Origin of the sequence: Pseudomonas tehranensis (assembly GCF_014268615.1) — a bacterium.
GTDB classification, from domain to species: domain Bacteria; phylum Pseudomonadota; class Gammaproteobacteria; order Pseudomonadales; family Pseudomonadaceae; genus Aquipseudomonas; species Aquipseudomonas tehranensis.
The window spans coordinates 1-24,292 of sequence record NZ_JABWQV010000037.1; the positions used below are offsets into that span (position 1 = coordinate 1).

Annotated in this window: 16 protein-coding genes and 2 pseudogenes; 8 read left to right on the top strand and 10 right to left on the bottom strand. The window is 61.1% G+C overall.

Annotated features, from left to right (window positions below; translation table 11 throughout):
* Positions 1-42: 42 nt before the first annotated feature.
* A complete protein-coding gene (gene trxC, locus HU811_RS09380) occupies positions 43-465 on the bottom strand; it encodes a thioredoxin TrxC (protein WP_092395614.1) in 423 nt (140 codons plus the stop codon).
* A gap of 174 nt (positions 466-639) precedes the next feature.
* Positions 640-1,266 (bottom strand): isochorismate family cysteine hydrolase YcaC, encoded by a 627-nt coding sequence (gene ycaC / locus HU811_RS09385; RefSeq protein WP_092395616.1) that lies wholly within the window; start codon positions 1,264-1,266, stop codon positions 640-642.
* Between the two features lie 153 nt (positions 1,267-1,419).
* On the opposite strand from ycaC, the gene HU811_RS09390 reads away from it, so the two are divergent.
* From HU811_RS09390 to HU811_RS27405, 3 genes and pseudogenes are all read left to right on the top strand, one after another.
* Entirely contained in the window at positions 1,420-2,328 is a 909-nt protein-coding gene (locus HU811_RS09390) for a LysR family transcriptional regulator (protein WP_186655458.1), read from the top strand.
* A gap of 247 nt (positions 2,329-2,575) precedes the next feature.
* Positions 2,576-2,854, top strand: coding sequence for a hypothetical protein (locus HU811_RS09395; RefSeq protein WP_186655422.1), 279 nt, complete (start codon positions 2,576-2,578; stop codon positions 2,852-2,854).
* Positions 2,855-2,873: 19 nt separating this feature from the next.
* Positions 2,874-2,998, top strand: a pseudogene (locus HU811_RS27405) (transcriptional regulator); the annotation flags it as partial.
* A 123-nt stretch (positions 2,999-3,121) separates the two neighbouring features.
* Here the strand turns inward: HU811_RS27405 and selO are convergent.
* The 5 genes and pseudogenes from selO to HU811_RS27765 all read right to left on the bottom strand — a co-directional run.
* On the bottom strand, positions 3,122-4,585 hold the full coding sequence (selO, locus tag HU811_RS09400; RefSeq protein WP_186655425.1) for a protein adenylyltransferase SelO: 1,464 nt from the start codon (positions 4,583-4,585) through the stop codon (positions 3,122-3,124).
* Between the two features lie 37 nt (positions 4,586-4,622).
* A complete protein-coding gene (gene mscK, locus HU811_RS09405) occupies positions 4,623-7,985 on the bottom strand; it encodes a mechanosensitive channel MscK (protein ID WP_186655428.1) in 3,363 nt (1,120 codons plus the stop codon).
* 34 nt (positions 7,986-8,019) lie between these two features.
* Complete coding sequence (locus HU811_RS09410; protein ID WP_092395626.1) at positions 8,020-9,762, bottom strand: potassium/proton antiporter; 1,743 nt, start codon at positions 9,760-9,762, stop codon at positions 8,020-8,022.
* Positions 9,763-10,074: 312 nt separating this feature from the next.
* The gene (locus HU811_RS27760; protein WP_371913916.1) at positions 10,075-10,947 is read right to left on the bottom strand and encodes a methyl-accepting chemotaxis protein; all 873 of its coding nucleotides are present in this window, start codon (positions 10,945-10,947) and stop codon (positions 10,075-10,077) included.
* Between the two features lie 30 nt (positions 10,948-10,977).
* A pseudogene (locus HU811_RS27765) lies at positions 10,978-11,700 on the bottom strand (MCP four helix bundle domain-containing protein); the annotation flags it as partial.
* Between the two features lie 257 nt (positions 11,701-11,957).
* On the opposite strand from HU811_RS27765, the gene HU811_RS09420 reads away from it, so the two are divergent.
* On the top strand, positions 11,958-12,188 hold the full coding sequence (locus HU811_RS09420) for a hypothetical protein (RefSeq protein WP_092395630.1): 231 nt from the start codon (positions 11,958-11,960) through the stop codon (positions 12,186-12,188).
* Positions 12,185-12,487 (top strand): cell division protein ZapA, encoded by a 303-nt coding sequence (locus HU811_RS09425; protein ID WP_092395632.1) that lies wholly within the window; start codon positions 12,185-12,187, stop codon positions 12,485-12,487. Before HU811_RS09420 ends, HU811_RS09425 begins: the two co-directional genes overlap by 4 nt.
* Positions 12,488-12,651: 164 nt before the next feature.
* Here HU811_RS09425 and HU811_RS09430 read toward each other — a convergent pair whose 3' ends face one another.
* A complete protein-coding gene (locus HU811_RS09430; protein ID WP_186655433.1) occupies positions 12,652-14,454 on the bottom strand; it encodes an acyl-CoA dehydrogenase in 1,803 nt (600 codons plus the stop codon).
* A 272-nt stretch (positions 14,455-14,726) separates the two neighbouring features.
* On the bottom strand, positions 14,727-18,680 hold the full coding sequence (gene putA / locus HU811_RS09435; RefSeq protein WP_186655436.1) for a trifunctional transcriptional regulator/proline dehydrogenase/L-glutamate gamma-semialdehyde dehydrogenase: 3,954 nt from the start codon (positions 18,678-18,680) through the stop codon (positions 14,727-14,729).
* Between the two features lie 466 nt (positions 18,681-19,146).
* Here putA and putP point away from each other — a divergent pair, with 466 nt between their 5' ends.
* Complete coding sequence (gene putP / locus HU811_RS09440; RefSeq protein WP_092395638.1) at positions 19,147-20,631, top strand: sodium/proline symporter PutP; 1,485 nt, start codon at positions 19,147-19,149, stop codon at positions 20,629-20,631.
* Positions 20,632-20,721: 90 nt separating this feature from the next.
* Here putP and HU811_RS09445 read toward each other — a convergent pair whose 3' ends face one another.
* On the bottom strand, positions 20,722-21,216 hold the full coding sequence (locus HU811_RS09445) for a DUF2165 family protein (RefSeq protein WP_092452480.1): 495 nt from the start codon (positions 21,214-21,216) through the stop codon (positions 20,722-20,724).
* Between the two features lie 267 nt (positions 21,217-21,483).
* Here HU811_RS09445 and HU811_RS09450 point away from each other — a divergent pair, with 267 nt between their 5' ends.
* Positions 21,484-23,541: a type VI secretion system tip protein TssI/VgrG gene (locus HU811_RS09450; protein WP_186655439.1), complete on the top strand. Its 2,058-nt coding sequence runs from the start codon at positions 21,484-21,486 to the stop codon at positions 23,539-23,541.
* On the top strand, positions 23,538-24,272 hold the full coding sequence (locus tag HU811_RS09455) for a DUF4123 domain-containing protein (protein ID WP_186655442.1): 735 nt from the start codon (positions 23,538-23,540) through the stop codon (positions 24,270-24,272). Before HU811_RS09450 ends, HU811_RS09455 begins: the two co-directional genes overlap by 4 nt.
* Positions 24,273-24,292: the final 20 nt, after the last annotated feature.

Consider the following 24,292-nt stretch of genomic DNA (forward strand, 5'->3'; position numbering starts at 1 on the left):
CGCATTCGCGAGCAAGCCCGCTCCCACATTCATCTCATGGCTTCAGATCCCCTGGCTACGCAACCAACTCATCAGCTGCGGCAACGGCAATGCTCCACTCTGGCGCGCCACTTCCCGGCCGTCCTTGAACAGAATCAGGCTGGGTATCGAGCGGATCCCCAACTGCGCCGATAGCGGCTGATTGGCTTCGCTGTCGAGCTTGGCCAGACGGCATTTGCCCACCAGTTGCGTGGCGGCCTGTTCGAACACGGGCGCAAAGGACTTGCATGGCCCGCACCAATCGGCCCACACATCCACCAGTAACGGCAGGTCACCCTTGATCTGGCTGGCGTAGTCGCCTTGCTTGAGTTCGAACGGTTTGCTCAACAGCACCTGGGCTTTGCAGCGCCCGCACTTGGGCGCATCGCCCAGGCGTTCGGCGGGGATGCGGTTGAGCCCGTTGCAGTGGGGGCAGGGGATCAGCATTGGGGCAGTCTCCAGGAAAAATCATCGGTACAGATTGAACACTATATAGAAACCACCGCAAAACCCCCTGTGGGAGCGGGCTTGCTCGCGAATGCGGTGTGTCAGACATATAGATGTCGACTGACGCACCGTCTTCGCGAGCAAGCCCGCTCCCACAGGGTTACGCGTTGCCGGTTATTTCGCGCTGGTCAGCGTGTTGTAGCTGGTCATCAGGTTGCGGTAGTCCGGGATGTGGTTGGAGAACAAGGTCGCCAGCCCTTCCACATCGTTGCGCCAGTCGCGGTGCAGCTCGCAGGCCAGGCCGAACCAGGTCATCAATTGCGCACCCGAGGAGGACATGCGGTCCCAGGCCGATTGACGGGTCAGCTCGTTGAATGTGCCAGAGGCATCGGTGACCACGAACACTTCGAAACCTTCGGCCAGGGCCGACAGTGCCGGGAAGGCTACACAGACTTCCGTGACGACCCCGGCGATGATCAGTTGCTTCTTGCCGGTGGCTTTGATCGCCTTGACGAAATCTTCGTTGTCCCAGGCGTTGATCTGGCCGGGACGAGCGATGTACGGCGCGTCCGGGAACAGGCTCTTGAGCTCGGGCATCAACGGGCCGTTGGGGCCGGTTTCGAAACTGGTGGTGAGGATGGTCGGCAGCTCGAAGTATTTGGCCAGGTCGGCCAGGGCCAGCACGTTGTTCTTGAAGCGGTCCGGGTCAATGTCACGCACCAGCGACAGCAGGCCAGCCTGATGGTCCACCAGCAGAACGGCGGCGTTATCTTTGTCGAGACGGTTGTAGGAAGTGGTCATGGCGTTAGTCCTCTAAGTTTTGGCTGCCGAACGGTTCGGCGTGGTTGAAGTTGTCAGTGTTGGTGTGTTGCTAAGCGATGGACATAGATTAAAACTGGCACCTTTGATGCGCTAGACTGCAAAAATCAGCCTTAGCGTTCTATTTGGAGAACGATCATCGAAGACCTCAACACGCTTTACTACTTCACCCAAGTGGTCGAGCACGGCGGTTTCGCCGCCGCTGGCCGGGCGCTGGACATGCCCAAATCGAAACTCAGCCGGCGGATTGCTCAACTGGAAGAGCGCCTTGGGGTGCGGTTGATCCATCGCACCAGTCGCCATTGCTCTTTGACGGAGATCGGCCAGGCCTACTATCAGCGCTGCCTGGCGATGCGGGTCGAGGCCGAGAGCGCGGCCGAAGTGATCGAACGTAACCGCTCCGAGCCCCAGGGGCTGGTGCGCCTCAGTTGCCCGACAGCGTTGCTCAACAGCTGGGTCGGGCCGATGCTGACCCGCTACATGCTCAAGTACCCGCGGGTGGAGTTGTTCATCGAGAGCACCAACCGTCGGGTCGACCTGATCCATGAGGGTTTCGATATCGCGTTGCGGGTACGTTTTCCGCCGCTGGAAAACACCGACATGGTCATGAAAGTATTGGGTAACAGCACCCAGTGTCTGGTAGGCAGCCCGGCCTACCGCGAGCGCCTGTCCTCACCCGCTTCACCGGCGGACCTGCACGGTTTGCCGAGCGTGCACTGGGGCGCAGCGCAGCGTGAGTACCAGTGGGAACTGTTCGGTCCGGACGGTGCCAGCGCGTTGATCCGCCATGAACCACGCATGGTCACCGATGACCTGCTGGCCCTGCGTCATGCGGTATTGGCGGGTATCGGCATCGCGCACCTGCCAGCCGTGGTGGTGCGCGAGGACCTGGCGGCTGGACGACTGGTGGAGTTGGTACCGGGCTGGACGCCCAAGTGCGGGATCGTCCATGCAATTTTCGCCTCACGGCGCGGGTTGCTGCCGTCGGTGCGCACGCTGATTGATTTTCTGGCCGAAGAATTCAGCCAGAGTGATATGGCGTAGCGTGGAGGCAGCCATGCGAGCGGATTCTCCTTGTGGGAGCGGGCTTGCTCGCGAAGACGGTGTGCCAGTCAACATCTATGTTTCTGATACGCCGCATTCGCGAGCAAGCCCGCTCCCACAGGGACTCACAGTCCAGGCTTCTCCAAGGACGTTTATCAAGGCTGCCATTCATCAGGTGCGCCGCACTGAAAAGCTGTCAGGGCCTCAAAAAGACACCACGTATCTGTTTGCAGACTCAGGAGGTCCCATGAGCCATCCTCAAGACCCAGCCACTCCCCAAGCGGTGGACAACCCCAATGACGATGGCTTTGTCCTCGGCACTGCAGGCCGTGACGAAGACCCTAACGCCGCCCCGGCCTACGCCATCGACCGCCGACACGAACGGGATGAACTGACTCCCGAAGACGCCCGCGGCATGCCCGGTTACCCCGAGAAAAAAACGCCGGCCAAACCGGCTGGCGAAGAGGGGGCCGAGACAGAACCGGGCATTGAGACGCCTGAGCAGGGGAACGATAAGGTGGGGTGAGCAGGGCTCACACCCGCTCACATTGCCGGGCGTCGACACCCAGTCGGTGGTATGGGAGGTATTGAGCGGCAAACGCCCGCTCAATTTAAGGCAGATTCGCTGGTTGGCGGGCGCTTCGGCGTATCGGTTGAAACCTTTATTTGACGGTTCCTGTGGGAGCAAAGCTTGCTCGCGATACAGGCTCCTCGGTTTTTGGGGAAGATCGAGTTGCTTTCATCGCGGGAAAGCCTTGCTCCCACATGACTTGCCCTCGCAAGACTGAAGCCTTTACGACGAACAACTGATCTCCAGATGCTTGCCCCACTCCGGCGGACGTTGCGCGTAGCTGTCCATGCCCGGCTGTTCCTCGAACGGCTTGCTCAGCACCGTATGCAGGCGGCGCACTTCGTCGTAGTCGCCTGCCTCGGCAGCGTCGATGGCTTTCTGTGCCAGGTAGTTGCGCAGCACATACAGTGGGTTCACGGCGTGCATGCGGGCGCGACGCTGGTCTTGATCGACCGTGCCTTCGCGGTTGACGCGGGCAACGTAAAGCTCGCCCCAAGCGTCGAAGCCCTTGAGGTCGACGAAGTCATCGCGCAGGGCGGCGACGGCCTGCTCGGGGGACTGATCGCCTAGCTGGCGGAAGAACAGGCTGTAGTCGACGCCGCTGTTTTGCATCAATTGCAGCAGGTGCTCCACCAGTTTCTGGTCATCCTCCTCGGCGCTGGTCAGGCCCAGGCGGCGGCGCATCAGGTCCAGGTAGTGGGCCTGGTACAGCGGCAAATACAAACCGAGTGTTTCACGCAAGGCCTCGACGCTGATGAACGGCGTCAGGGCCTGGGCCAGGGCGCTGAGGTTCCATTGGCCAATCGGCACCTGGTTGCTGAATGAGTAGCGGCCCTGGTCGTCGGAGTGGTTGCAGATGAAATTGGCGTCGAAGTCGTCGAGGAAGGCGAATGGCCCGAAATCGAAGGTGATGCCCAGGATCGACATGTTGTCGGTGTTCATCACACCGTGGCAGAAGCCGTAGGCTTGCCATTTGGCGATCAGTTCGGCGTTGCGCTCGACGATCTCGCGGAACATCGCCAGGTATGGCTCCGGTTGTTCGCGGCACTCGGCAAAGTGCATGTTCAGCACATGTTCCGCGAGGCTGGCATGCAATTCGGGCTTTTTGGTGTAGTAGAAGTATTCGAAGTGCCCGAAGCGCACATGGCTCGGTGCCATACGCAGCACCATGGCGGCACGCTCCTGCTTCTCGCGCCACACCGGGGTGTCGGAACCGATCACGCATAAGGCGCGGGTGGTGGGTATGCCCAGGGCGTGCAGCGCTTCGGACGCCAGGAATTCGCGGATCGAGGAGCGCAATACCGCCCGTCCATCGCCCATGCGTGAGAACGGTGTCTGGCCGGCGCCCTTGAGGTGCAGGTCCCAATGTTCCCCGGCCTCGTTGTATACCTCTCCCAGTAGCAGCCCGCGGCCATCCCCCAGTTGCGGGTTGTAATGGCCGAACTGGTGCCCCGAATACACCATCGCCCGGGGCTCGGTTTCAGCCCACAGCTTGTGCCCGCCGAACAGCTCGGCGAACAGCGGTGCCTGGGCTTCGACCGGGTCCAGGTCCAGCAAAGCCATGGCTTGGCGGCTGGCAACAACCAGCCGGGGATTGTCGATGGGCTCGGGGAGCACGTGGGCCGAGAAACCGTCGCCAAGACGGGCGAAGCGGTTATCGAAGGTCAATGTTTCCAGGGTTTTCATGGCCGTCTCCGGCGCGATGCCCGCAGGCCTCGCGCGATCAGTCGAGGGTGGCTGCCGGCGGCTCTGGCAAGGACTTGGGCCCTGGCGTGAGGGGAGGCTCAGGCGTCGCGGTTTTGGCTTCAGGCAAGACAGGTGTCAGCTTGTATTCCAGGCCTTGAAGATTTTTCAAGGAGACTTCTACCTGCCGGAACGCAATGCTGATGCCCTGTTTCTTGAATTCGCGGCTGATGAACCGGTTGATCTCGTCCAGCACCGGGTTGCGGTCGCCCAGGTCACGCACATGCATGCGCAACTCATGGTCCAGGGTACTTTCCCCGAAGTTCAGGAAGTACACCAGTGGTTCCGGCTCCTTCAGCACGCGTGGGTTCTCACGGGCGGCCTTGAGCAGCAGTTCCTTGACCAGGTCCAGGTCCGACCCGTAGTCCACGCCCAGCTTGAGGGTCACGCGGGTGACGGTGTCGGTCAGCGACCAGTTGATCAACTGTCCGGTGATGAAGGTCTTGTTGGGGACGATGATGTCCTTGCGGTCAAAGTCGGTGATGGTGGTGGCGCGGATGCGGATCTTGCTGACCGTGCCCGACAGATTGCCGATGGTGATGGTGTCGCCGATCCGCACCGGACGCTCGAACAGAATCATGATCCCGGAGATGAAGTTGGCGAAGATTTCCTGCATGCCGAAGCCCAGGCCCACCGAGAGCGCGGCCACCAGCCATTGCAGTTTGTCCCAGCTCACGCCCAGGGTGGAGAGTGTGGTGACGAAGCCTATGCCGGCGATCACATAGGACAGCAGCGTGGTGGCGGCGTAGGCGCTGCCCTGGGCCAGGTTGAGTTTGGACAGGACAAACACTTCCAGCAGGCCCGGCAGGTTGCGCGCCAGGGCAAAGGTGATGCCGATGATGATCAGCGCGCCGAGCATGTCGCCGATGCTGATGGGCACCATGCTCATGTTGGCGCCGGTACCGCTGGTGTATTCGTAGAGGGTAATGTTGTCCAGGTAGGAGAACACGCTGATCAGGTCCGACCAGACCCAATACAGCGCGGCGATGAAACCGCCCAGCAGGGCCAGGCGGATCAGGCGCAGGGACTGTTCGTTGACCTTTTCGATGTCCAGGGTCGGCTCCTCGACCACTGCTTCGCCATCACCGGCTTCCTTGGTCGCCTGACGCTTGGCCAGGGCGCGCTGGTAGGCCAGGCGCCGCGCCGCGACCGACAGGCCGCGCACGAAGGTGGCCTCGATCACCAGCCAGAACATCAGCAGGTACAGGGTATTGATCAGTCGGTCGCTGAGTTTGAGCGCGGTGTAGTAGTAGCCAAAGCACACGGCTACGAACAAGGCGATTGGCAGCGCGGTGAACATCACCCCGACGGCCTTGCGGAACAGCGAGGTGTTCTGGTGGGTCGGGCTGCTGAGCAACAGCCGGCTGAGCAGCCAGGCCATCAGGGCGTAGCAGGTCAGCACCACCGGCATGCCCAGTACATCGTCGGCCAGGGCCGAGGGTTGCAATTCGGCCACGGCCACCACGGCGACCAGCGCCAGTACCACCAGCCCGAGCCGGCGGATCCAGCCCTGGAGGAATTCGACCTGGGGTTTTTCCCAGCGGAAATGCAACTCGGCCACGCCACCGGGCGCCAGCACCCTATAGGCGGTATAGAACACCAGCCAGGCCTGGCCGATCTGCAGAAGTGCAGCGCCGAGGTTGGCGTTCTGGCCCCGGGCGTCGATCTGCAGGGCGTAGCCGCACAGGGCCAGCGCCAGGGCTACCGGCATCGCCAGGAGGATATTGATCAGAATCGCCTGCGGGGTATGCCACTGACTGTCACGCTTGAAGTGGCCGACGTCCTGGTGAACCTTGTTCAGCCGGGCATACAGATTCTTGCGTCGCCACAGCAGAGCACCGATGAGCAGCGCCAGGGGCAGGAACAGCAGCGGCCGCTGGGTCAGGCCGTCCGCCAGCTCACTGAGACTCGAGGCCCAGGGTAGCGAGTCGACCTGTTTTTCCAGGCGAGCCGGCACGCCCCGCATCCATTCGAAATCCAGCGGCTTGTTGCTGGGAATCCAGAACATTTGCTCTTCGAGGGTCGCCCGCAGGTTTTGCGCGGTACTGAGCAGTTGCTTCTGGTTGAGCTGCAAGGTGATGGATTCGTTAAGCACCGCGCTCAACTCGCGATTCAGGCGTTCCAGCAGGTCGACCCGGGTCAGGGCCAGTTCCAGCAGGGTTTTGCGCAGTTGCGGCGTGACTTGTTCGGCAGGCTGCGATGCCAGCAGATTGTCGACATAGGCGCTTGGATTGTTCAGCAGTTCGCGTTGCTGGCTGACCTCGAACTGGTACAGGCGGATGTCGGCAATCTGGTCCGCCAGATTCTTGTCCAGTTCCAGGCGTGGCAGGGTCTGGCGCTGTTTGTAGAGAATCTTGGAAAGCAGCAGGCTGCCCTTGAGGACGCTGATTTGCTCGTCCAGGGCCGCGTCGGTCTGGGTAACGCTGTCCAGCAGTTGCTTGGTCTGCAGGTTCTGCTGGGTGACCTCATTGAGGCGGTCGGTGCTTTTGAGCAGATAGTCGGAAAGTTTCAGGTTGGCCGTGCTTTCGGTCGCCAGCAGGCTGCTGCCGCCGGCCTTCTGGGCTTCGATGGATTGCTGGGTCACCGTTTCCTGGGACTGGGCCAGTCGCTTCTGGTTGATCAGCGTTTGCAGGTCCTGGATTTCCTGCTCCATGCGGTCGATCTTTTCCGTCAGCAAGTCGTGCTGACTGTTGCCCAAGTCTTGCAACTGGCTGTTGCCGGCCAGTTCCTGGCGTCGCAACGGAATCAGCGCATTGAGTGCTGCCAGTTCGGCGTTGAGCTGGTCGCGCTGTTCGCCGTTCAGGGTTTTACCGGCGTCCTTGCCCGTCTTGAGGATGGTGTTGATCTGCTGGATGCGGGTCTGGCTGCTGGCGATTTCGGCCTGGGCGCGCTCAGGGCGGGTCTGGGCGGTGATGATCAGGCTGTTGGCATCGGCCAGGGCTTTTTGCAGGTCACTCTGCTGGGTGGAACGGTCCGTCAGCATCTGTTCGAGCTGGGGAACCGGCAGGTTGGCGTAACGCTGTGCCACCGGCACCACGGGGGTGCTCTTGAGCCGGGCCAGTTCGCGCTGGTTTTCAATGTTTTGCTTGGGGGCACTGGCCAGCTGCTGTTTGAGATCGACCAGCTTCTGCTCGTATTCGGCTTTGCTGGTGAGCTGAGTCAGGGTCTTTTGCAGTATCTCCTGCAAGGACTTCTGCTCGGCTTCCGGCAGTTTGCGGTCAGCGATTTTGTCCAGGCTGGCCTGTACCGAAGCGCTGGTGAGCGGTTCGGCGGCTTGCAGTGGGCAGACGGAAAGACTCAGGCCCAGCAGGGCAATGGTGAAAAAGGAGCGCAGGGTAGGCATAGAGACCGGTCGAGCAAGTGAAAGTGGGAGCAGTTTAGAGGAACAAGCCGGGACCCGGGCGACTTCCTTCGGGGAATCTGACGCCCACTTTGCCGATCTTGTTCCCGTCCATGACCGCAACAGTCCAGAGGGTGTTGTTCCAATCCACCTGGTCACCGACCACTGGCGCGCCACCGACTTTCTGGGCGATGAAGCGGCCCAGGGACATGTCCGGATCGATGCCGTCCAGCTTCAGCCCGTACAGGGCCGCAACCGCGGCCAGCTGGGCGTCTCCTTCGAGTACGAAGTCGCCGAAGAAGCGCAGATCCAGGCCCCTTTGCGGTGCCTGGCTGAACAGTTTTCCAAGGGCCGGCAAATCGTGTTCATGGCCGATGACACACAGCAAATCACCGACCTCCAGCACCGTACTACCCGACGGATGGAGCAGTTGCTGGCCACGAAACAGTGCCGCGATCCGTGTGCCGTCGGGCATTTTCAGATCCCGCAGGGGCGAGCCGATGCACCATTTCTCCGCACCGAGGCGATAGATGAACAGTTCCCACTCGCTGGTGACGTGGACCTCCAGCGCTGCCCGGGAGATCGGCAGCGGTTCTGGCGGGACGGTGACGTGCAGAAGTTTGGCGACCCATGGCAGGCTCGTGCCCTGCACCAGCAGCGACACCAGCACGATAAAGAACGCCAGGTTGAAGTACAGCTGCGCGTGAGGCAGGCCGGCCATCAGCGGGAACACCGCCAGAATGATCGGCACCGCACCGCGCAGGCCGACCCAGGAAATGAACGCTTTTTCGCGGCCATGGAAGGCCTTGAACGGCAACAGCCCCACCATCACCGACAGCGGACGTGCTATCAAGATCATCCACAACGCCAGACCCAGGGCAGGCAGGGCGATCGGCAGCAGGTCATGGGGCGTGACCAGCAGCCCCAGCACCAGAAACATGCCGATTTGCGCCAGCCAGGCCATGCCATCGAGCATGTGCAGGATGCCGTGACGGCTGCGCACCGGGCGGTTGCCGATCACTAGGCCGCACAGGTAAACCGCGAGGAAGCCGCTGCCATGCAAGGCGTTGGTCAGGGCGAACACCGCCAGGCCGCCGCTGATGACGAGGATCGGGTAGAGCCCGTTGGCCAGGTTGATGCGGTTGACCAATTGCAGCATCAGCCAGCCACCGCCCAGGCCGATTACCCCGCCAATGCCGAACTCACGCAACAAGTGCCCCAGCAGGTTCCAATGCAGACCTGTTTCACCGCTGGCGAGCATGCCGATCAGGGTTACGGTCAGGAACACCGCCATGGGGTCGTTGCTGCCGGATTCGATCTCCAACGTCGCGCTGACCCGCTCGTTCAAGCCCTTGCCGCCCAACAGCGAAAACACCGCCGCGGCATCGGTCGAGCCGACAATGGCACCAATCAGCAGACCTTGCATCAGGTTCAGATTGAACAGCCACGCCGCCGCCAGGCCGGTCAGCCCGGTGGTGATCAGGACGCCAACGGTGGCCAGCGACAAGGCTGGCCACAACGCCACGCGAAAGCTCGACACCCGCGTGCGCAAGCCACCGTCCAGCAGAATCACGGCCAGCGCGAGGTTGCCGACCAGATAGGCCGTGGCGTAGTTATCGAACAGAATCCCGGCGCCGTCGACACCGGCAACCATGCCCACGGCCAGGATGATCACCAGAATCGGGATGCCCAGGCGGGACGAAAGAGAACTGACCAGAATGCTCGCACCTACCAGCAACGCGCCGATCAAGAACAGGCTGTTGATGGTCGTCGCAGTCAAAGGCAGTACTCCGAGCAAGCGTGGGGGGCGGGCGCAAACTGACCATGCAGTCTGCGTGCCAGCGATTCTAACCTGTTGAAATGTGATGCTGTCAAAAAAGGTTGGGTACAAGCGCGGCAGCACCGTGGCGAGAGGGCTTGCTCCCGCTGGGCCCTGTAGGAGCTGGCGAAGCCTGCGATCTTTTGATCTTTTGATCTTTCGCTTTCGACTCAATGGGTCGTGGAAAGATCGCAGCCTCGTTGCACTCGACAGCTCCTACACAGCTCCTGCAGCCCAGCGGGAGCAAGGTCCCTCGCCACAAAAGCCAGAGAGTTAAAGGCTGAACCGCCCAACCATGCTGTTCAAATCCACGGCCAGGCGCGACAGTTCGGCGCTGGCGGCGCTGGTCTGGTTGGCGCCGGTGGCCGATTGCACCGACAGGTCGCGGATGTTCACCAGGTTGCGGTCCACTTCACGGGCCACTTGGGCCTGTTCTTCGGCGGCGCTGGCGATCACCAGGTTGCGTTCGTTGATCTCGACGATGGCGGTGTTGATCGTGTCCAGGGACATGCCCGCGCCGCGCGCGATGTTCAGCGTCGACTCAGCGCGTTCGGTGCTGTTGCGCATCGAATCCACGGCGTGTTCGGTGCCGCTCTGGATGCTGCCGATCATGCGTTCGATCTCGCTGGTCGACTGCTGGGTGCGATGGGCCAGGGCGCGTACTTCGTCGGCCACGACGGCAAAACCACGACCGGCCTCACCGGCACGGGCCGCTTCGATGGCGGCGTTCAGGGCCAGCAGGTTGGTCTGGTCGGCCAGGCCGCGGATCACGTCCAGCACTTTGCCGATGTCGCGGGACTCATCGGCCAGGTTGCCGATCAGCGTGGCGGTGCTTTGTACATCGGCGCTCATGCGTTCGATGGCGCTGACGGTTTCCTGCACCAGGTCGCGACCATCGCCCGCAGAGGCAGTGGCGTCTTTCGAGGCTTCGGAGGTGCTCACCGCGTTGCGCGCCACTTCTTCGACGGCGCTGGTCATTTCGTTGACCGCCGTGGCGGCCTGTTCGATTTCATTGTTCTGCTGGGTCAGGCCACGGGCGCTTTCGTCAGTGACGCTGTTGAGTTCTTCGGCGGCGGAGGCCAGTTGGGTGGCCGAGCCGGAGATCCGTTGCAGGGTGTCGCGCAGTTTGTCCTGCATGGTCGACATCGCCCGCAGCAGGCGACCGGCTTCATCGCTGCCATCCACGGTAATCGGTCGGGTCAGGTTGCCCTTGGCGATTTCTTCGGCGGCGTCCAGGGCGCTGCCGATCGGGCGGGTAATGCTGTTGGTCAGCAGCCAGGCGAACAGCAGGGTCAGGCCGGTGGCGATGACCAGCAGCGTGACCACCCAATTGAAGGCCGTTGAATATTGTTGGGTCGCGTCCTGATTGAGGGCCTCGGCTTGCTGGTTGTTGATTTCTACCAGCCGATTGATTGCCACGTTGATGGCGTCGGAGTTGCTCAGCAGCTCAGTGTTGAGCAATGCACGCAACTCATCGAGCTGATTGTTGCGCGACAACGTTTTCATCCGTTCTTCGAGCTGGCGGTATTGGCCTAGCAATTGAATGTACTGCTCGTAGGCGGCCCGCTCTTGCGGGGAGCTGATAAGTTTTTCGTAGGCGCTTTGAGCGGCCTGGATCTGCTGGTTGCGTTGCTCGAACAAGCTGAAGGTTTTCTGCTGGATGTCCGGTTCGCGGTTGACCAGCAAGCGATAGGACAGCACGCGCAGGCGCAGGGTCAGCGAGGTGAATTCATCCAGAGCCTTGATGCTGGGCACGCTGTTCTGGACGAGGCTTTCGCCGGACGCACGGATTTTGCTCATCTGGCTCAGGGCGAACACCCCGAGGGCCAGCATCAGGGCGCCGATCAGGGCAAACCCCAGGAACGCCCGCGGCGCGATATTCATATTACGTAGGGACATGGAAAGTACCGGAAGAGGGCGCGTCCGTGCGGGGGCTGTGACAGGTATTCCCTGACTTATCGGTCATACGACTAAAGTCTTGAGTCGCTGCGTGCTTTTGTCGCAGGGCAGCGCCTGCTGCGCGACGAAGGGCGGGAACCAGATCTTCCATTCACAGTCTTTACAGCTCGCCAGCGAAGCACCGCCGCCCAAGCCATGGCATTGACGGTGACTTTTCTTTATCGTACGCGCCCCCTTGAAAAAGCCTGGAAATCAATATGTTGGAAACATCCCTCAGCCAACTGGAACAACTGGTCAACGACCTGGTGCAACAGAACCGTCACCTCGCCGGCCTGAATGAGACGCTGAACGCGGAACTGGCCAAGGCCAAGGATGAAAATGAAAGCCTGCAACTGAGCCTGATGGAACAGGAAGAGCTGCACGGCACCACCGCCGCGCGCATCCAGGCCCTGATCGAGCGCGCCAGCGCCGGTCCTGTCAGCGCATGAAGCATGGCGCCGACGGGGTGACAGTCGTCTCGATCCTGGGAGAAGACTATTCAATCAAGGCACCGGCCGGGCAGGAACAGGCCCTGCTGGACGCCGCTTCGATGCTCAAGGCGGCCCTGGCCGACACCAAGAGGAAATACCCGACGCTGATCGGTGATCGCCTGTTGGTGCTGGCGGCCATGAACCTGTGCTCGCAACAGATGGAAATGCAGAAGCAACATCAAGCGGAACTCGACCGTTACCAAGAGCAAGTCAGCGCCACGGTCGAGGTCATTGCCAAGACGATTCAGCAGGCTTGAAGTCGCAACTTGGCTTACAAAGTGTCGTTGTCTGTACTTAAGTCATCGCGAGCAGGCTCGCTCCCACATGGGGCCGAGTGAACGCAATATCCGTGTTCACCGCCGACCCACTGTGGGAGCGAGCCTGCTCGCGATTGGATTTCAGCCGCGCCGCAAGAACTGGATCAGAACCACTCATCCCGCATCCCAAGGCATGTATCATCCCGCGCCTCGAGAATCGCCAGCTCATGGTGGCACCCTGGCACTTCCCATGTCAGGAAGTACCGCGCCGCTTGCAGCTTGCCTTTATAGAAGTCGGTGTCCGCTGCGTTCCCCATGGCCAGGCCTTCCTCGGCCCGAATCGCTTGTTCCAGCCAGCGCCAGCCAATCACCATGTGACCAAAAACCTTGAGATACAGCGCCGAGTTGGCGAGGCTGCTGTTGACCTTGCCCTGGGCCAGGTCCGTCAGCAACCCCAGGGTGACGGTTTGCAGGCGCGCCACCAGCGCCTCCAGTGGCTGACGCAATGGCGTCAGTGATTCGTACGCCTGAGCGCGTTCGCTGGTGTCGGCCACGAGGCGGATCAGCTGCTTGAGCCCGGCACCGCCGTTTTGCGCCAGTTTACGGCCCAACAAGTCCAGGGACTGGATGCCGTGAGTGCCTTCGTGAATCGGGTTCAAGCGGTTGTCGCGGTAATACTGCTCGACCGGGTATTCGCGGGTATAGCCGTGGCCACCCAGAATCTGGATCGCCAGTTCGTTGGCCTTCAGGCAAAACTCCGATGGCCAGGATTTGACAATCGGAGTCAACAAATCCAGCAATTCATGAGCGCGTCTGCGCTCGGCTTCGCTTTCAAGAGTGGTGGTGTCGTCGAACAGGCGCGCCGCGTATAGGCCCAGGTCAAATGCGCCTTCAACGTAGGCCTTCTGAGTTAGCAACATACGACGTACATCGGCGTGCTGGATGATCGCCACGGGAGCGGTGGTGGGGTCCTTGCTGTCGGGCACCCGGCCTTGCGGACGTTCGCGGGCGTATTCAAGGGAATACAGGTAGCCGGCGTAACCCAGCATTACCGCACCCATGCCAACGCCGATCCGCGCTTCGTTCATCATCTGGAACATGTAGCTCAGGCCGTGGTGCGGTTTTCCTACCAAGTAACCGACGCATTCGCCGTTGTCGCCGAAGTTCAGCGCCGTGGAGGTGGTGCCGCGCCAGCCCATCTTGTGGAACAGCCCGGCCAGCAGCACGTCGTTACGCTGGCCGAGGCTGCCGTCGTCGTTGACCAGGAACTTGGGCACGATAAACAGCGAGATGCCCTTCACGCCAGGTGGCGCGTCCGGCAGTTTCGCCAGGACCATGTGCACGATATTTTCCGACAGTGGATGATCGCCGCCGGAGATGAAGATCTTGTTGCCCTTGAGCCGATAAGTGCCGTCGGATGCCGGCTCAGCACGGGTACGAATATCCGACAGCGAAGAGCCCGCGTGGGGTTCGGTCAGGGCCATGGTGCCGAAGAAACGGCCCTCGATCATCGGTTGCAGGAAACGTTGTTTCTGCTCTTCGCTGCCGAAGCTTTCGATCAGGTTTGCCGCGCCCATGGTCAGGAACGGGTAAGAGGTCGACGCGGCGTTGGCCGATTGGAAGTGCGCGAAGCAGGCTTGGGACAGTAGCGTCGGCAATTGCATGCCGCCGGCGTCGAAACTGCGCGCGGCATTGAGAAAACCGGCCTCCAGGAAAGCATCCACCGCCGGCTTTACTTCCGGAATCAGGATCGCCTGACCGTCCTCGTAGCGCGGCTCGTTTTCATCGTTTTTGCGGTTATGCGGTGCGAAGTATTTTTCGGCGATGCTGCGGGCGGTGCCGATGGCCGCGTCGAAGGTTTCGCGATTGTGCTCGGCGAACCGCTCGCGCTGGGTCAAGCCCTCGGCATCAAGGACTTCATACAGCTCGAAAGCCAGATTTCGGGAACTGAGCAACGTCTCGGACATGGCGGCTTACCTTTTTTTGGAATGGGCCGAGTCTAGGCGTGGCAATAGAGGCTGAACAGGATGATTGATTTGGGTGATGGAGGAGAGAGGGCGACGCTAATCAAATGTGGGAGCGGGCTTTGTGGGAGCAAGGCTTGCCCGCGACGAAAGCGCCGCAGTCTCTTGAGTACCGCAGTGCCTGGATCGCGAGCAAGCTCTGCCCCCACAGAGTTCATCCCCACAAGGGATTTCGTTGACCAGGCACCCATTGCAGGTGCCTGCCTACAGCGGGTTTAGCCGATAGTCATCAGACTGGCGTTGCCACCCGCCGCTGCGGTGTTGACGCTCAAGGCGCGCTCGATCACCAAGCGTTCCAGCGCAATGTTGGTTTCGCCCTGGGACAAACCATGGACCCCGACAATGGCGCCGGCACGCTTGGCCACTTGCTGGCAAACGCTGCGCAGTTGATCCGAGTCGCCATGATGCAGGACGGCGTCGTACGCCACTTCGTCCTTGGCCCAGTCGGAAACCCGCTGGATGCGCGTTTGAATTTCTTTCGGCAGGCGTGCGAACAAAGCCTTGCTGGTGTCGGTTTCCGGCCACACAGCCGAGCCGCCTACCGCCAGCACCGCCGCCAGTTGCGTCAGCAGATCGCCCTCTACGTCCGCCAGGCACAGCACGTGCTCGCGGGGCAGGATGGCGTAGCTGTTGCGTTCGCCGGTCGGACCGGTCAGTTGGCGGGTGATACCGCTTTGCGACTGAGCCGCGAACTGTACGCACAGGGCGCTCAATTCGGCGAGTTTCTGGCTGTCTGCCCAGGCTTGCAGGGCGGTCAGCGGCTTGCTCATGGCGTCACGCAAACGCAGGTCTGGCGCATTGAGGGCATCGTCACGGACGAACGACTGCTGGATCGCATCGGTAGGACGGGTCGACAGCAAGCGGTACAGGTACAGCGGACCGCCGGCCTTGGGACCGGTGCCCGACAGGCCTTCGCCGCCGAACGGTTGCACGCCGACCACGGCACCCACGATGTTGCGGTTCACGTAGACGTTACCGGCATGGACGTTATCGATCACCTTGGCGATGGTCTCGTCGATGCGGGTGTGTACGCCCAGGGTCAGGCCATAACCGGAGGCATTGATCTGGTTGATCAGTTGATCCAGTTCCTTGCGCTTGTAGCGCACCACGTGCAGCACTGGGCCAAAAATCTCACGCTGCAGTTCGTCGAAGCTTTCCAGCTCGATCAGCGTTGGCATCACGAACGTGCCGCGCTTGCACTCGGCGCTGTCAGCGATTGCCATCTGATAAACCGTGCGACCTTTGTCGCGCATGGCCTGGATGTGTTTCTCGATACCGGCCTTGGCTTCGGCATCGATCACCGGGCCGATGTCTACCGACAGGCGCTCAGGGTTGCCGAGGCGTGATTCGGCCATGGCGCCCTTGAGCATTTCGATGACTCGGTCGGCCGAGTCTTCCTGCAAGCACAGGACCCGCAGGGCGGAGCAGCGCTGGCCGGCGCTGTCGAATGCCGAAGAAACCACGTCGATGACCACTTGTTCGGTCAGGGCCGAGGAGTCGACGATCATCGCGTTCTGGCCGCCGGTTTCGGCGATCAGCGGGATCGGTCGCCCCTGGTTGTCCAGGCGCCCGGCGATGTTGCGTTGCAACAGACGAGCGACTTCGGTGGAACCGGTGAACATCACGCCTTTGACCCGATCGTCACCCACCAGGCGGGCGCCAACGGTTTCGCCACGTCCCGGCAGCAGTTGCAGCACGCCTTCCGGAATACCGGCTTCGAGCATCAGTCGCACGGCTTGGGCAGCCACCAACGGCGTCTGCTCGGCAGGCTTGGCCAGTACCGGGTTACCGGCGGCCAGTGCGGCTGCCACTTGTCCGCTGAAAATCGCCAGCGGGAAGTTCCATGGGCTGATGCAGACCACCGGACCCAGTGGGCGGTGGGCATCGTTGGTGAAGTCGTTGCGGGCCTGCACGGCGTAGTAACGCAGGAAGTCCACGGCTTCACGCACCTCGGCGATGGCGTTGGCGAAGGTCTTGCCGGCTTCGCGGGCCAGCAGACCCATCAACGGCTGGATCTCGCCTTCCATCAGGTCGGCGGCGCGCTCCAGGATCGCAGCGCGTTCGGCCGGTGGCGTAGCCTGCCAGATCGGCGCCGCGTTGAGGGCGCACTGGATGGCGTTGTCGACGTCAGCGACCGTGGCTTCCTGCACATGGCCGACCACGTCACGGTGATCGGACGGGTTCAAAACCTGCGCCGGTGTTTCTTCGCTGGCTGGGCAACCGAGCATCGGCGCCGCTTTCCAGTTGTTGTGAGCGGTAGCCAGCAGGGCGCAGGACAGCGAGGCCAGGCAATGTTCGTTGGCCAGGTCGATGCCGCTGGAGTTGGCGCGTTCGCTGCCATACAGGTCGCGCGGCAGCGGAATACGCGGGTGCGGCAGGCCGAAACCGCCTTCCAGGGTTGCCATTTGCTCGATGCTGGCCACCGGATCGGCCACCAGCTCCTGAATGGAAATGGACTGGTCGGCGATGCGGTTGACGAATGAGGTGTTGGCACCGTTCTCCAACAGGCGACGAACCAGATAAGCCAGCAGTGTCTCGTGGGTGCCGACCGGAGCGTATACGCGGCACGGACGGTTCAACTTGCCTTCGGAAACTTTGCCTACAACCTGCTCGTACAGCGGTTCACCCATGCCGTGCAGGCACTGGAACTCATACTGGCCCGGGTAATAGTTCTGACCGGCGATGTGATAGATGGCGGACAGGGTATGGGCGTTGTGCGTGGCGAATTGCGGGTAGATGGCTTCCGGCACCGACAGCAGTTTGCGCGCGCAGGCGATGTAGGAAACGTCGGTGTACACCTTGCGGGTGTAGACCGGATAGCCTTCCAGGCCTTCGACCTGGGCGCGTTTGATCTCGCTGTCCCAGTACGCGCCTTTCACCAGGCGGATCATCAGGCGGTGACGGCTGCGGCGGGCCAGATCGATGACGTAGTCGATCACGTACGGGCAACGCTTCTGGTAGGCCTGGATCACGAAGCCAATGCCGTTCCAGCCGGTCAGCTGTGGTTCGAAGCACAGGCGTTCCAGCAGGTCCAGGGACAGCTCGAGGCGATCGGCTTCTTCGGCGTCGATGTTCAGGCCGATGTCGTATTGCTTGGCCAGCAGGGTCAGTGACAGCAGCCGCGGGTACAGCTCTTCCATGACGCGCTCGTACTGGGCGCGGCTGTAGCGGGGGTGCAGGGCCGAGAGCTTGATGGAAATGCCCGGACCTTCATAAATCCCGCGGCCGTGGGACGCCTTGCCGATCGAGTGGATGGCTTGTTCGTACGAGGCCAGGTACTTCTGGGCGTCATGTTCGGTGAGTGCGGCTTCACCCAGCATGTCGTAGGAATAGCGGAAACCCTTGGTCTCGAATTTGTTGGCGTTGGCCAGGGCTTCGGCGATGGTTTCGCCGGTGACGAACTGCTCGCCCATCAGGCGCATGGCCATGTCGACGCCCTTGCGGATCATCGGCTCGCCACTCTTGCCAATGATGCGGCTCAGAGAGGAAGTCAGGCCCGCTTCATTATGGGTGGCGACCAGTTTGCCGGTCAGCAGCAGGCCCCAAGTGGCGGCGTTGACGAACAGCGATGGGCTGTTGCCCAGGTGTGGGTGCCAGTTGCCGGTGCTGATCTTGTCGCGGATCAGTGCATCGCGAGTACCTTTGTCCGGGATACGCAGCAGCGCCTCGGCCAGACACATCAGCGCCACGCCTTCCTGGGACGACAGGGAAAACTCCTGCAACAGCCCCTGAACAATACCGGCACGGCCGCCGGCACTCTTCTGGTTACGCAGTTTTTCAGCAATCGAGGCGGCCAGTTTGTTGGTGGCTTCGGCCATGTCGGCCGGCAGGCGCGCCTGCTCGATCAGCATCGGCACCACTTCCGGCTCCGGACGACGGTAAGCGGCGGTGATAGAGGCGCGCAGGACCGATTGCGGCAAAATGCTTTCGGCAAACTCCAGGAAGCACTGGTGCGCGTGGTCGACCTGGACGTCGCCGGCTTCATCGTTGTCGGCACGGGTCGAACCGTTCAGTTCGGTCAGGGTTGCACCACCCTCGAGTTTTTCCAGGTAATTGAAAATTGCCTGCTTGATCAGCCAGTGGGGCGTGCGATCAATCGAGGTTGCGGCCGCCTTGAGGCGTTCGCGGGTCGGGTCATCGAGTTTGACCCCAAGGGTGGTGGTAGCCATATTTTTATCCTCATGTTTACCACGTATTGCGTGGCATCAGCTGGCGGCAAGATTAGCTGTGAGCTGGTCGAGGTGCAACCGGGTGCAACCTTTTTTCGACGAAAAAATAAGCAGCTCATCAGGAAAGTAAAATTCGTGACTCCAGCGGTGCCTCTGCTTAGTGCATTGGCTTCTAGCCAAAGGTTGATACCGCACTAAAAGGGAGCAAAAAACCGTCATTGGGCGAAAAAACCGACTAGGTGCAACTGATTCGAGCGAAACTGGTTGCACCTTATTTCATTTGTTGAATAGCATTCGCCGCCAAGGTGCAACCGGCTCGAAGTCGAGGGGCATCGGCTGATGGCTTTCCTGGGGAAACATCAGTCATAAATTCGCGGGTCCTGGAAACGTCAAACAAGGTCTATGGTTGACTTGTCGACGCTTCCTACTGCCACCGCTACATAAAAACAAAGCCAGGGCGTAACTCATGAGTGTTAGTAATCCCACCCTGATCACTTTCGTGATCTATATCGCAGTAATGGTCCTGATCGGCCTGATGGCTTATCGCTCCACCAATAACCTTTCCGATTACATCCTGGGCGGTCGCAGCCTGGGCAGCGTCGTGACTGCATTGTCCGCCGGTGCCTCCGACATGAGCGGCTGGCTGTTGATGGGCTTGCCCGGTGCTATCTACATGTCCGGCCTGTCGGAAGGCTGGATCGCCATCGGCCTGATCATCGGTGCCTACCTGAACTGGCTGTTCGTGGCCGGTCGTCTGCGGGTACAGACCGAGCACAACGGTGATGCGCTGACACTGCCGGATTACTTCTCCAGCCGTTTTGAAGATACCAGCGGCCTGCTGCGGATCATCTCTGCGGTGGTGATCCTGGTGTTCTTCACCATCTACTGCGCCTCCGGCATCGTGGCCGGTGCCCGTCTGTTTGAAAGCACCTTCGGCATGTCCTACGAGACAGCGCTGTGGGCCGGTGCGGCGGCAACCATTGCCTACACCTTCATCGGTGGTTTCCTGGCCGTGAGCTGGACCGACACCGTACAAGCGACGCTGATGATCTTCGCGCTAATCCTTACGCCGATCATCGTGCTGCTGGCTACCGGCGGCGTGGACACCACGTTCCTGGCCATCGAAGCGAAAGATCCTACTGCCTTCGACATGCTGAAAAACACCACGTTCATCGGTGTGATCTCGCTGATGGGTTGGGGCCTGGGCTACTTCGGCCAGCCGCACATCCTGGCGCGTTTCATGGCTGCCGATTCGGTCAAGTCCATCGCCAAGGCCCGTCGTATCTCGATGGCCTGGATGATTCTCTGCCTGGGCGGCACCGTGGCTGTCGGCTTCTTCGGTATCGCTTACTTCTCGGCACATCCGGAAGTGGCCGGTCCCGTGACCGAGAACCCTGAGCGCGTGTTCATCGAGCTGGCCAAGCTGCTGTTCAACCCATGGGTGGCCGGTGTGCTGCTGTCGGCGATCCTGGCGGCTGTCATGAGCACCCTGAGCTGCCAGTTGCTGGTGTGCTCCAGTGCGCTGACCGAAGACTTCTACAAGGCTTTCCTGCGCAAGGGTGCGTCCCAGCTGGAGCTGGTCTGGGTCGGTCGCGCCATGGTGCTGCTGGTGGCAGTGGTTGCCATCTTCCTGGCGGCCAACCCGGAAAACCGCGTGCTGGGTCTGGTGAGCTACGCCTGGGCCGGTTTCGGTGCGGCCTTCGGTCCTGTGGTCCTGATCTCGGTGATCTGGAAAAACATGACCCGTAACGGCGCGCTGGCAGGCATCCTGGTGGGGGCGATCACCGTGATCGTCTGGAAACACTTCGAGCTGCTGGGCCTGTACGAAATCATCCCAGGCTTCATCTTTGCCAGCCTGGCTATCTACTTCGTCAGCAAGATGGGCTCGCCTACCGCCGGTATGCTGCAGCGTTTCGAAGCGGCTGAAAAAGATTTCCGCCTGAACCAGTAAGGCTTTCAGCGAGGCCTCGACGGCTCGCGCGAAGGTTCTGAAATAAAAAACGGCCCGTCCTCCATGAAGACGGGCCGTTTTTTATGGGGATCAGTCCAGCTCCGCGTCGGGCTGATTGAGAAATATCAGCACGCCCAGCAGCGCCATGTAGAACCTGAAGGCTGCGTCCTGGCCATTCCAGATTTCTGATTGCCACATCAGAAACCATTCCCCGCCGATGACCATGAAACCAAAGAACCAGACGAAAAAACCCATCGTCAAACCGATGATGGCCCAGCGCTTGGCCTGGGTGAAAACCACGCTTGGGAAATTACGTGCCTGCCAGAGACTGAGCGCGCCATAGCCCAGCAAGCCTGCGGTGAGCGCTTCGCCGAGGATGATCAGCCAGTAGGCACCGTGCCATGCCCAAGGCTGGTCGATGGCGCGATAGCGCGCGGCATTGTCGGGAAAGGTGGTGTCCATACTCAGCACGTGATGGACGAAATTGAAGTTGGAGTTGTAGTCCGTGAGGTTGTTGAACACGGTCAGCAAGGCGAAAGCGGCGAGGGCCAGGGTCATTGCGATTTTTGCGTAGCGAGTCGTCATGGGTTGCATCCTTGGCTTTTTGCGACGAAAGGACGGTATCACGACCTATTGCAGTCCCGGAGGCCGTCACGTTGTAGGAAGTTGCTGATTGTTTCGTGCGGCGACTTTTGTAATCCCCCTTACGAGGGATGTCTGTCGGAAAACACAGCGCGCGATGCGGCTTTAATCTCCTCGAATGTAAGGCAATTCTGTTTTTCCTGAGGTCCGATCAACTCTCTCTGATGCTCATGCAGAATCGCCCGCTTTTATTCAGCAGAGGCACATCGGATGTTCGCGCCTGCCAATCAACCGCGTTTCACCCTGGCACTCGACAGCGGGCCGAATGAACTCAAGGTGCTTGAGTTCAGGGGCAAGGAAGCCATCAGTCAACCCTATTGCTTTGATCTGGAATTGGTCAGTGAGCGGCCGGATCTGGCGCTGGAAGACCTCCTGCATCGTCAGGCCTTTCTGGCATTTGATGATCAGGGGCGGGGGATACACGGCCAGGTGTATAGCGCGGCCCAGGGCGACTCGGGCAAGCGCTTGACCCGTTACCAGATCAGTCTGGTACCACGCCTGGCGTACCTGGACCATCGAATCAACCAGCGGATCTTCCAGCACCTGAGCGTGCCGGCAATCATTACCCTGATCCTGACCGATCACGGGATTCAGGGCGACGCGTTCCAGTTCAACCTCGGTGGGCAATACCCCGAGCGCGAATACTGTGTGCAGTTTGGTGAAAGCGACCTGGTCTTCATTGGGCGGATCTGCGCCGAGGTGGGGATCCACTATCACTTTCGGCACAGCCGCGACGGCCATCTGTTGGTGTTCGGTGACGACCAGACGGTGTTTCCCCGTCTGCCCGAATCGACGCTGTATCTGCCCGGCAGTGGCATGGCCGCCAGCGAGCCGGCGATCAAGCGCCTGGCTGTGCGACTGCAGACCCGGACCACGGCGGTGACGCTGCGTGACTATGATTTCCACAAGCCTGGCCTGCTGTTGCAAACCAGTCTGGACAGTCAGCAGCAACCGGTTCTGGAGGCGTATCACTACCCCGGCCGGTTTACTGATCGCGACCATGGCCGGCACCTTACCCAACGCGCACTGGAGCGCCATGGCGCCGATCACCGTCTGGCCGAGGGGCGCAGCGACCAATGTGCACTCGTCAGTGGGCACTTTCTTCAAATCAACGGGCACCCCCGAGCGCAATGGAATGATCTCTGGCTGCTCACGCAAGTCACCCACCATGGGCGCCAGCCACAAGTGCTGGAGGAAATGGTCAGTGACAGCCCGGATGAGTTCCAGGGCTACAGCAATACGTTCCTCGCCACCCCGTGGGATGTTTTCTTTCGTCCGCCCTTGTCCCACGAAAAGCCACCCGCCCACGGTTATCAGTCGGCGGTGGTGACGGGGCCGGTGGACAGCGAGATCCATTGCGACGAATACGGACGGGTCAAGGTGCAACTGATCTGGGATCGCCACGGCCAGCGCGACGAGCACTCCAGTTGCTGGCTACGGGTGGCCACGGGTTGGGCCCATGATCGCTATGGCAGCGTGATGATTCCCCGGGTCGGCATGGAGGTGCTGGTGGGTTTCATCGACGGTGACGTGGACAAGCCATTGGTCGTGGGCTGCCTGCCGAACGGCGCGACCCCGGTGCCCCTGGACCTGCCGGCCGATAAAACCCGCAGCATATTGCGCAGCCAGAGCAGCCCTGGCGGGGGCGGCTATAACGAATTGCGCATCGAGGATCGCCAGGGCGCCGAGGAGATTTACCTGCGGGCTCAACGCAACTGGACCCAGCATGTGCTGCATGATCAACGGGTTCAGGTTGATCATGAACGCAGCATCGTCGTCACCGGCACCGCGCGGCATGAGCTCAAGGCCGATGAGTTGCGCATCACCCATGGTCTGCGCCAGGTTGAGGTCAGGCAGGATGATCATCTGGTGGTGGCCGGCGAGCGGTACATTCGGGTAACCAGTCAGGCCCTCAATGCCACCCAGCAGTTTCACGTCAGCGCCGGGCAGCAAGTGGTACTGGATGGCGGCGTCAGCGCGACCATTCAGGCCGGCGGGCATTGGATCAACATAGGGGCCGGGGGGATTTTCAGCAGCGTGCCGATCCAGGTGGGTGGCGCACCGATGACAGCCAGGAGTGCCGCGCCAGGTTCACCTGGCAGTCCCGAAACACTTGTCGCGGCCGCAGCCGCTCAACTTTCCCTCGCGCAAGTTTTCAGCCTGCAGGGCCAGGCGCCATTCTGTGAGGAGTGTGAGCGTTGCAAAGGAGGCGTCTGCGAACCCTTGCCGGTGATGCCCAGGCGGGCTGATGTCCAGGAGCGTCCATGAGCACCGGTCAATCTCCCCGCGCCTGGCTTGAGCAACACCCCTTGCGGGCATCCGAGCAGCTCTACGCCATTTTCAGCCGCGCCAGCACCGCCGGGCCGCTGCTGGCCTGGAGGCGTTCGATGACGGTGGCGCCCAGCCCGATCTGGGCCGATACGCCTTACGCCGATTGGGAAGCGGTCATGCCCTATGTCGGAGCTGTCGCCCCGGACAGTGAGTTTCTTGACTGGATAGAGACAACCGACTCGCCCGATTGGGGCTGGCTGGCGGTGACCGCTTGCAGCCAGCAAAGCCTTGCCGAACATCTGCGCGGGCTCACCCAGGTTCTGCTGCCCGGTGGCAAATCGGTTTTTTTCCGCTTTTGGGATGGGCGTTTTATCCAGCCGATCCTGCGATCGGATGCGGTGGAGGTCGGCCAGCTATTCCCGATCATCAGCCGTTGCCTGATCAACGGTCGGTCTTTCGAGATCCCGGGAAGTGCCCTGCGCCCGGCCCGGGCGTTCCCCTGGTGGGAAGTGCCTGCGCTGTTGTTGCAGGAACTGGCCGGGGATACGACGGACTGCCTGCTCAATAACCTGCTCAAGTGGTTGAGCGAAGAGCATCCGTATCTGTTCGAACAGGCCGACGAGAGCATCCTGCGTTGCAAGATCAGGCATTTTCTTGGGGCGCCAGGGATGGCCCATGGGCCAAAAGCCCCTCTGCAAGAATACTTGATGCAGGAATTGGGCAGATGACCACCGGGTGTGGTCACGGC

What these genes read in the sequence shown, in the direction of transcription:
- HU811_RS09395 (WP_186655422.1), top strand. Translation starts at nt 2,576, where the DNA reads ATGAGCCATCCTCAAGACCCAGCCACTCCCCAAGCGGTGGACAACCCC.
- HU811_RS09450 (WP_186655439.1), top strand. Translation starts at nt 21,484, where the DNA reads ATGTTCGCGCCTGCCAATCAACCGCGTTTCACCCTGGCACTCGACAGC.
- HU811_RS09455 (WP_186655442.1), top strand. Translation starts at nt 23,538, where the DNA reads ATGAGCACCGGTCAATCTCCCCGCGCCTGGCTTGAGCAACACCCCTTG.
- putA (WP_186655436.1), bottom strand. Translation starts at nt 18,680, where the DNA reads ATGGCTACCACCACCCTTGGGGTCAAACTCGATGACCCGACCCGCGAA.
- putP (WP_092395638.1), top strand. Translation starts at nt 19,147, where the DNA reads ATGAGTGTTAGTAATCCCACCCTGATCACTTTCGTGATCTATATCGCA.
- HU811_RS27760 (WP_371913916.1), bottom strand. Translation starts at nt 10,947, where the DNA reads ATGTCGACCATGCAGGACAAACTGCGCGACACCCTGCAACGGATCTCC.
- HU811_RS09430 (WP_186655433.1), bottom strand. Translation starts at nt 14,454, where the DNA reads ATGTCCGAGACGTTGCTCAGTTCCCGAAATCTGGCTTTCGAGCTGTAT.
- ycaC (WP_092395616.1), bottom strand. Translation starts at nt 1,266, where the DNA reads ATGACCACTTCCTACAACCGTCTCGACAAAGATAACGCCGCCGTTCTG.
- trxC (WP_092395614.1), bottom strand. Translation starts at nt 465, where the DNA reads ATGCTGATCCCCTGCCCCCACTGCAACGGGCTCAACCGCATCCCCGCC.
- HU811_RS09420 (WP_092395630.1), top strand. Translation starts at nt 11,958, where the DNA reads ATGTTGGAAACATCCCTCAGCCAACTGGAACAACTGGTCAACGACCTG.
- mscK (WP_186655428.1), bottom strand. Translation starts at nt 7,985, where the DNA reads ATGCCTACCCTGCGCTCCTTTTTCACCATTGCCCTGCTGGGCCTGAGT.
- selO (WP_186655425.1), bottom strand. Translation starts at nt 4,585, where the DNA reads ATGAAAACCCTGGAAACATTGACCTTCGATAACCGCTTCGCCCGTCTT.
- HU811_RS09445 (WP_092452480.1), bottom strand. Translation starts at nt 21,216, where the DNA reads ATGACGACTCGCTACGCAAAAATCGCAATGACCCTGGCCCTCGCCGCT.
- HU811_RS09425 (WP_092395632.1), top strand. Translation starts at nt 12,185, where the DNA reads ATGAAGCATGGCGCCGACGGGGTGACAGTCGTCTCGATCCTGGGAGAA.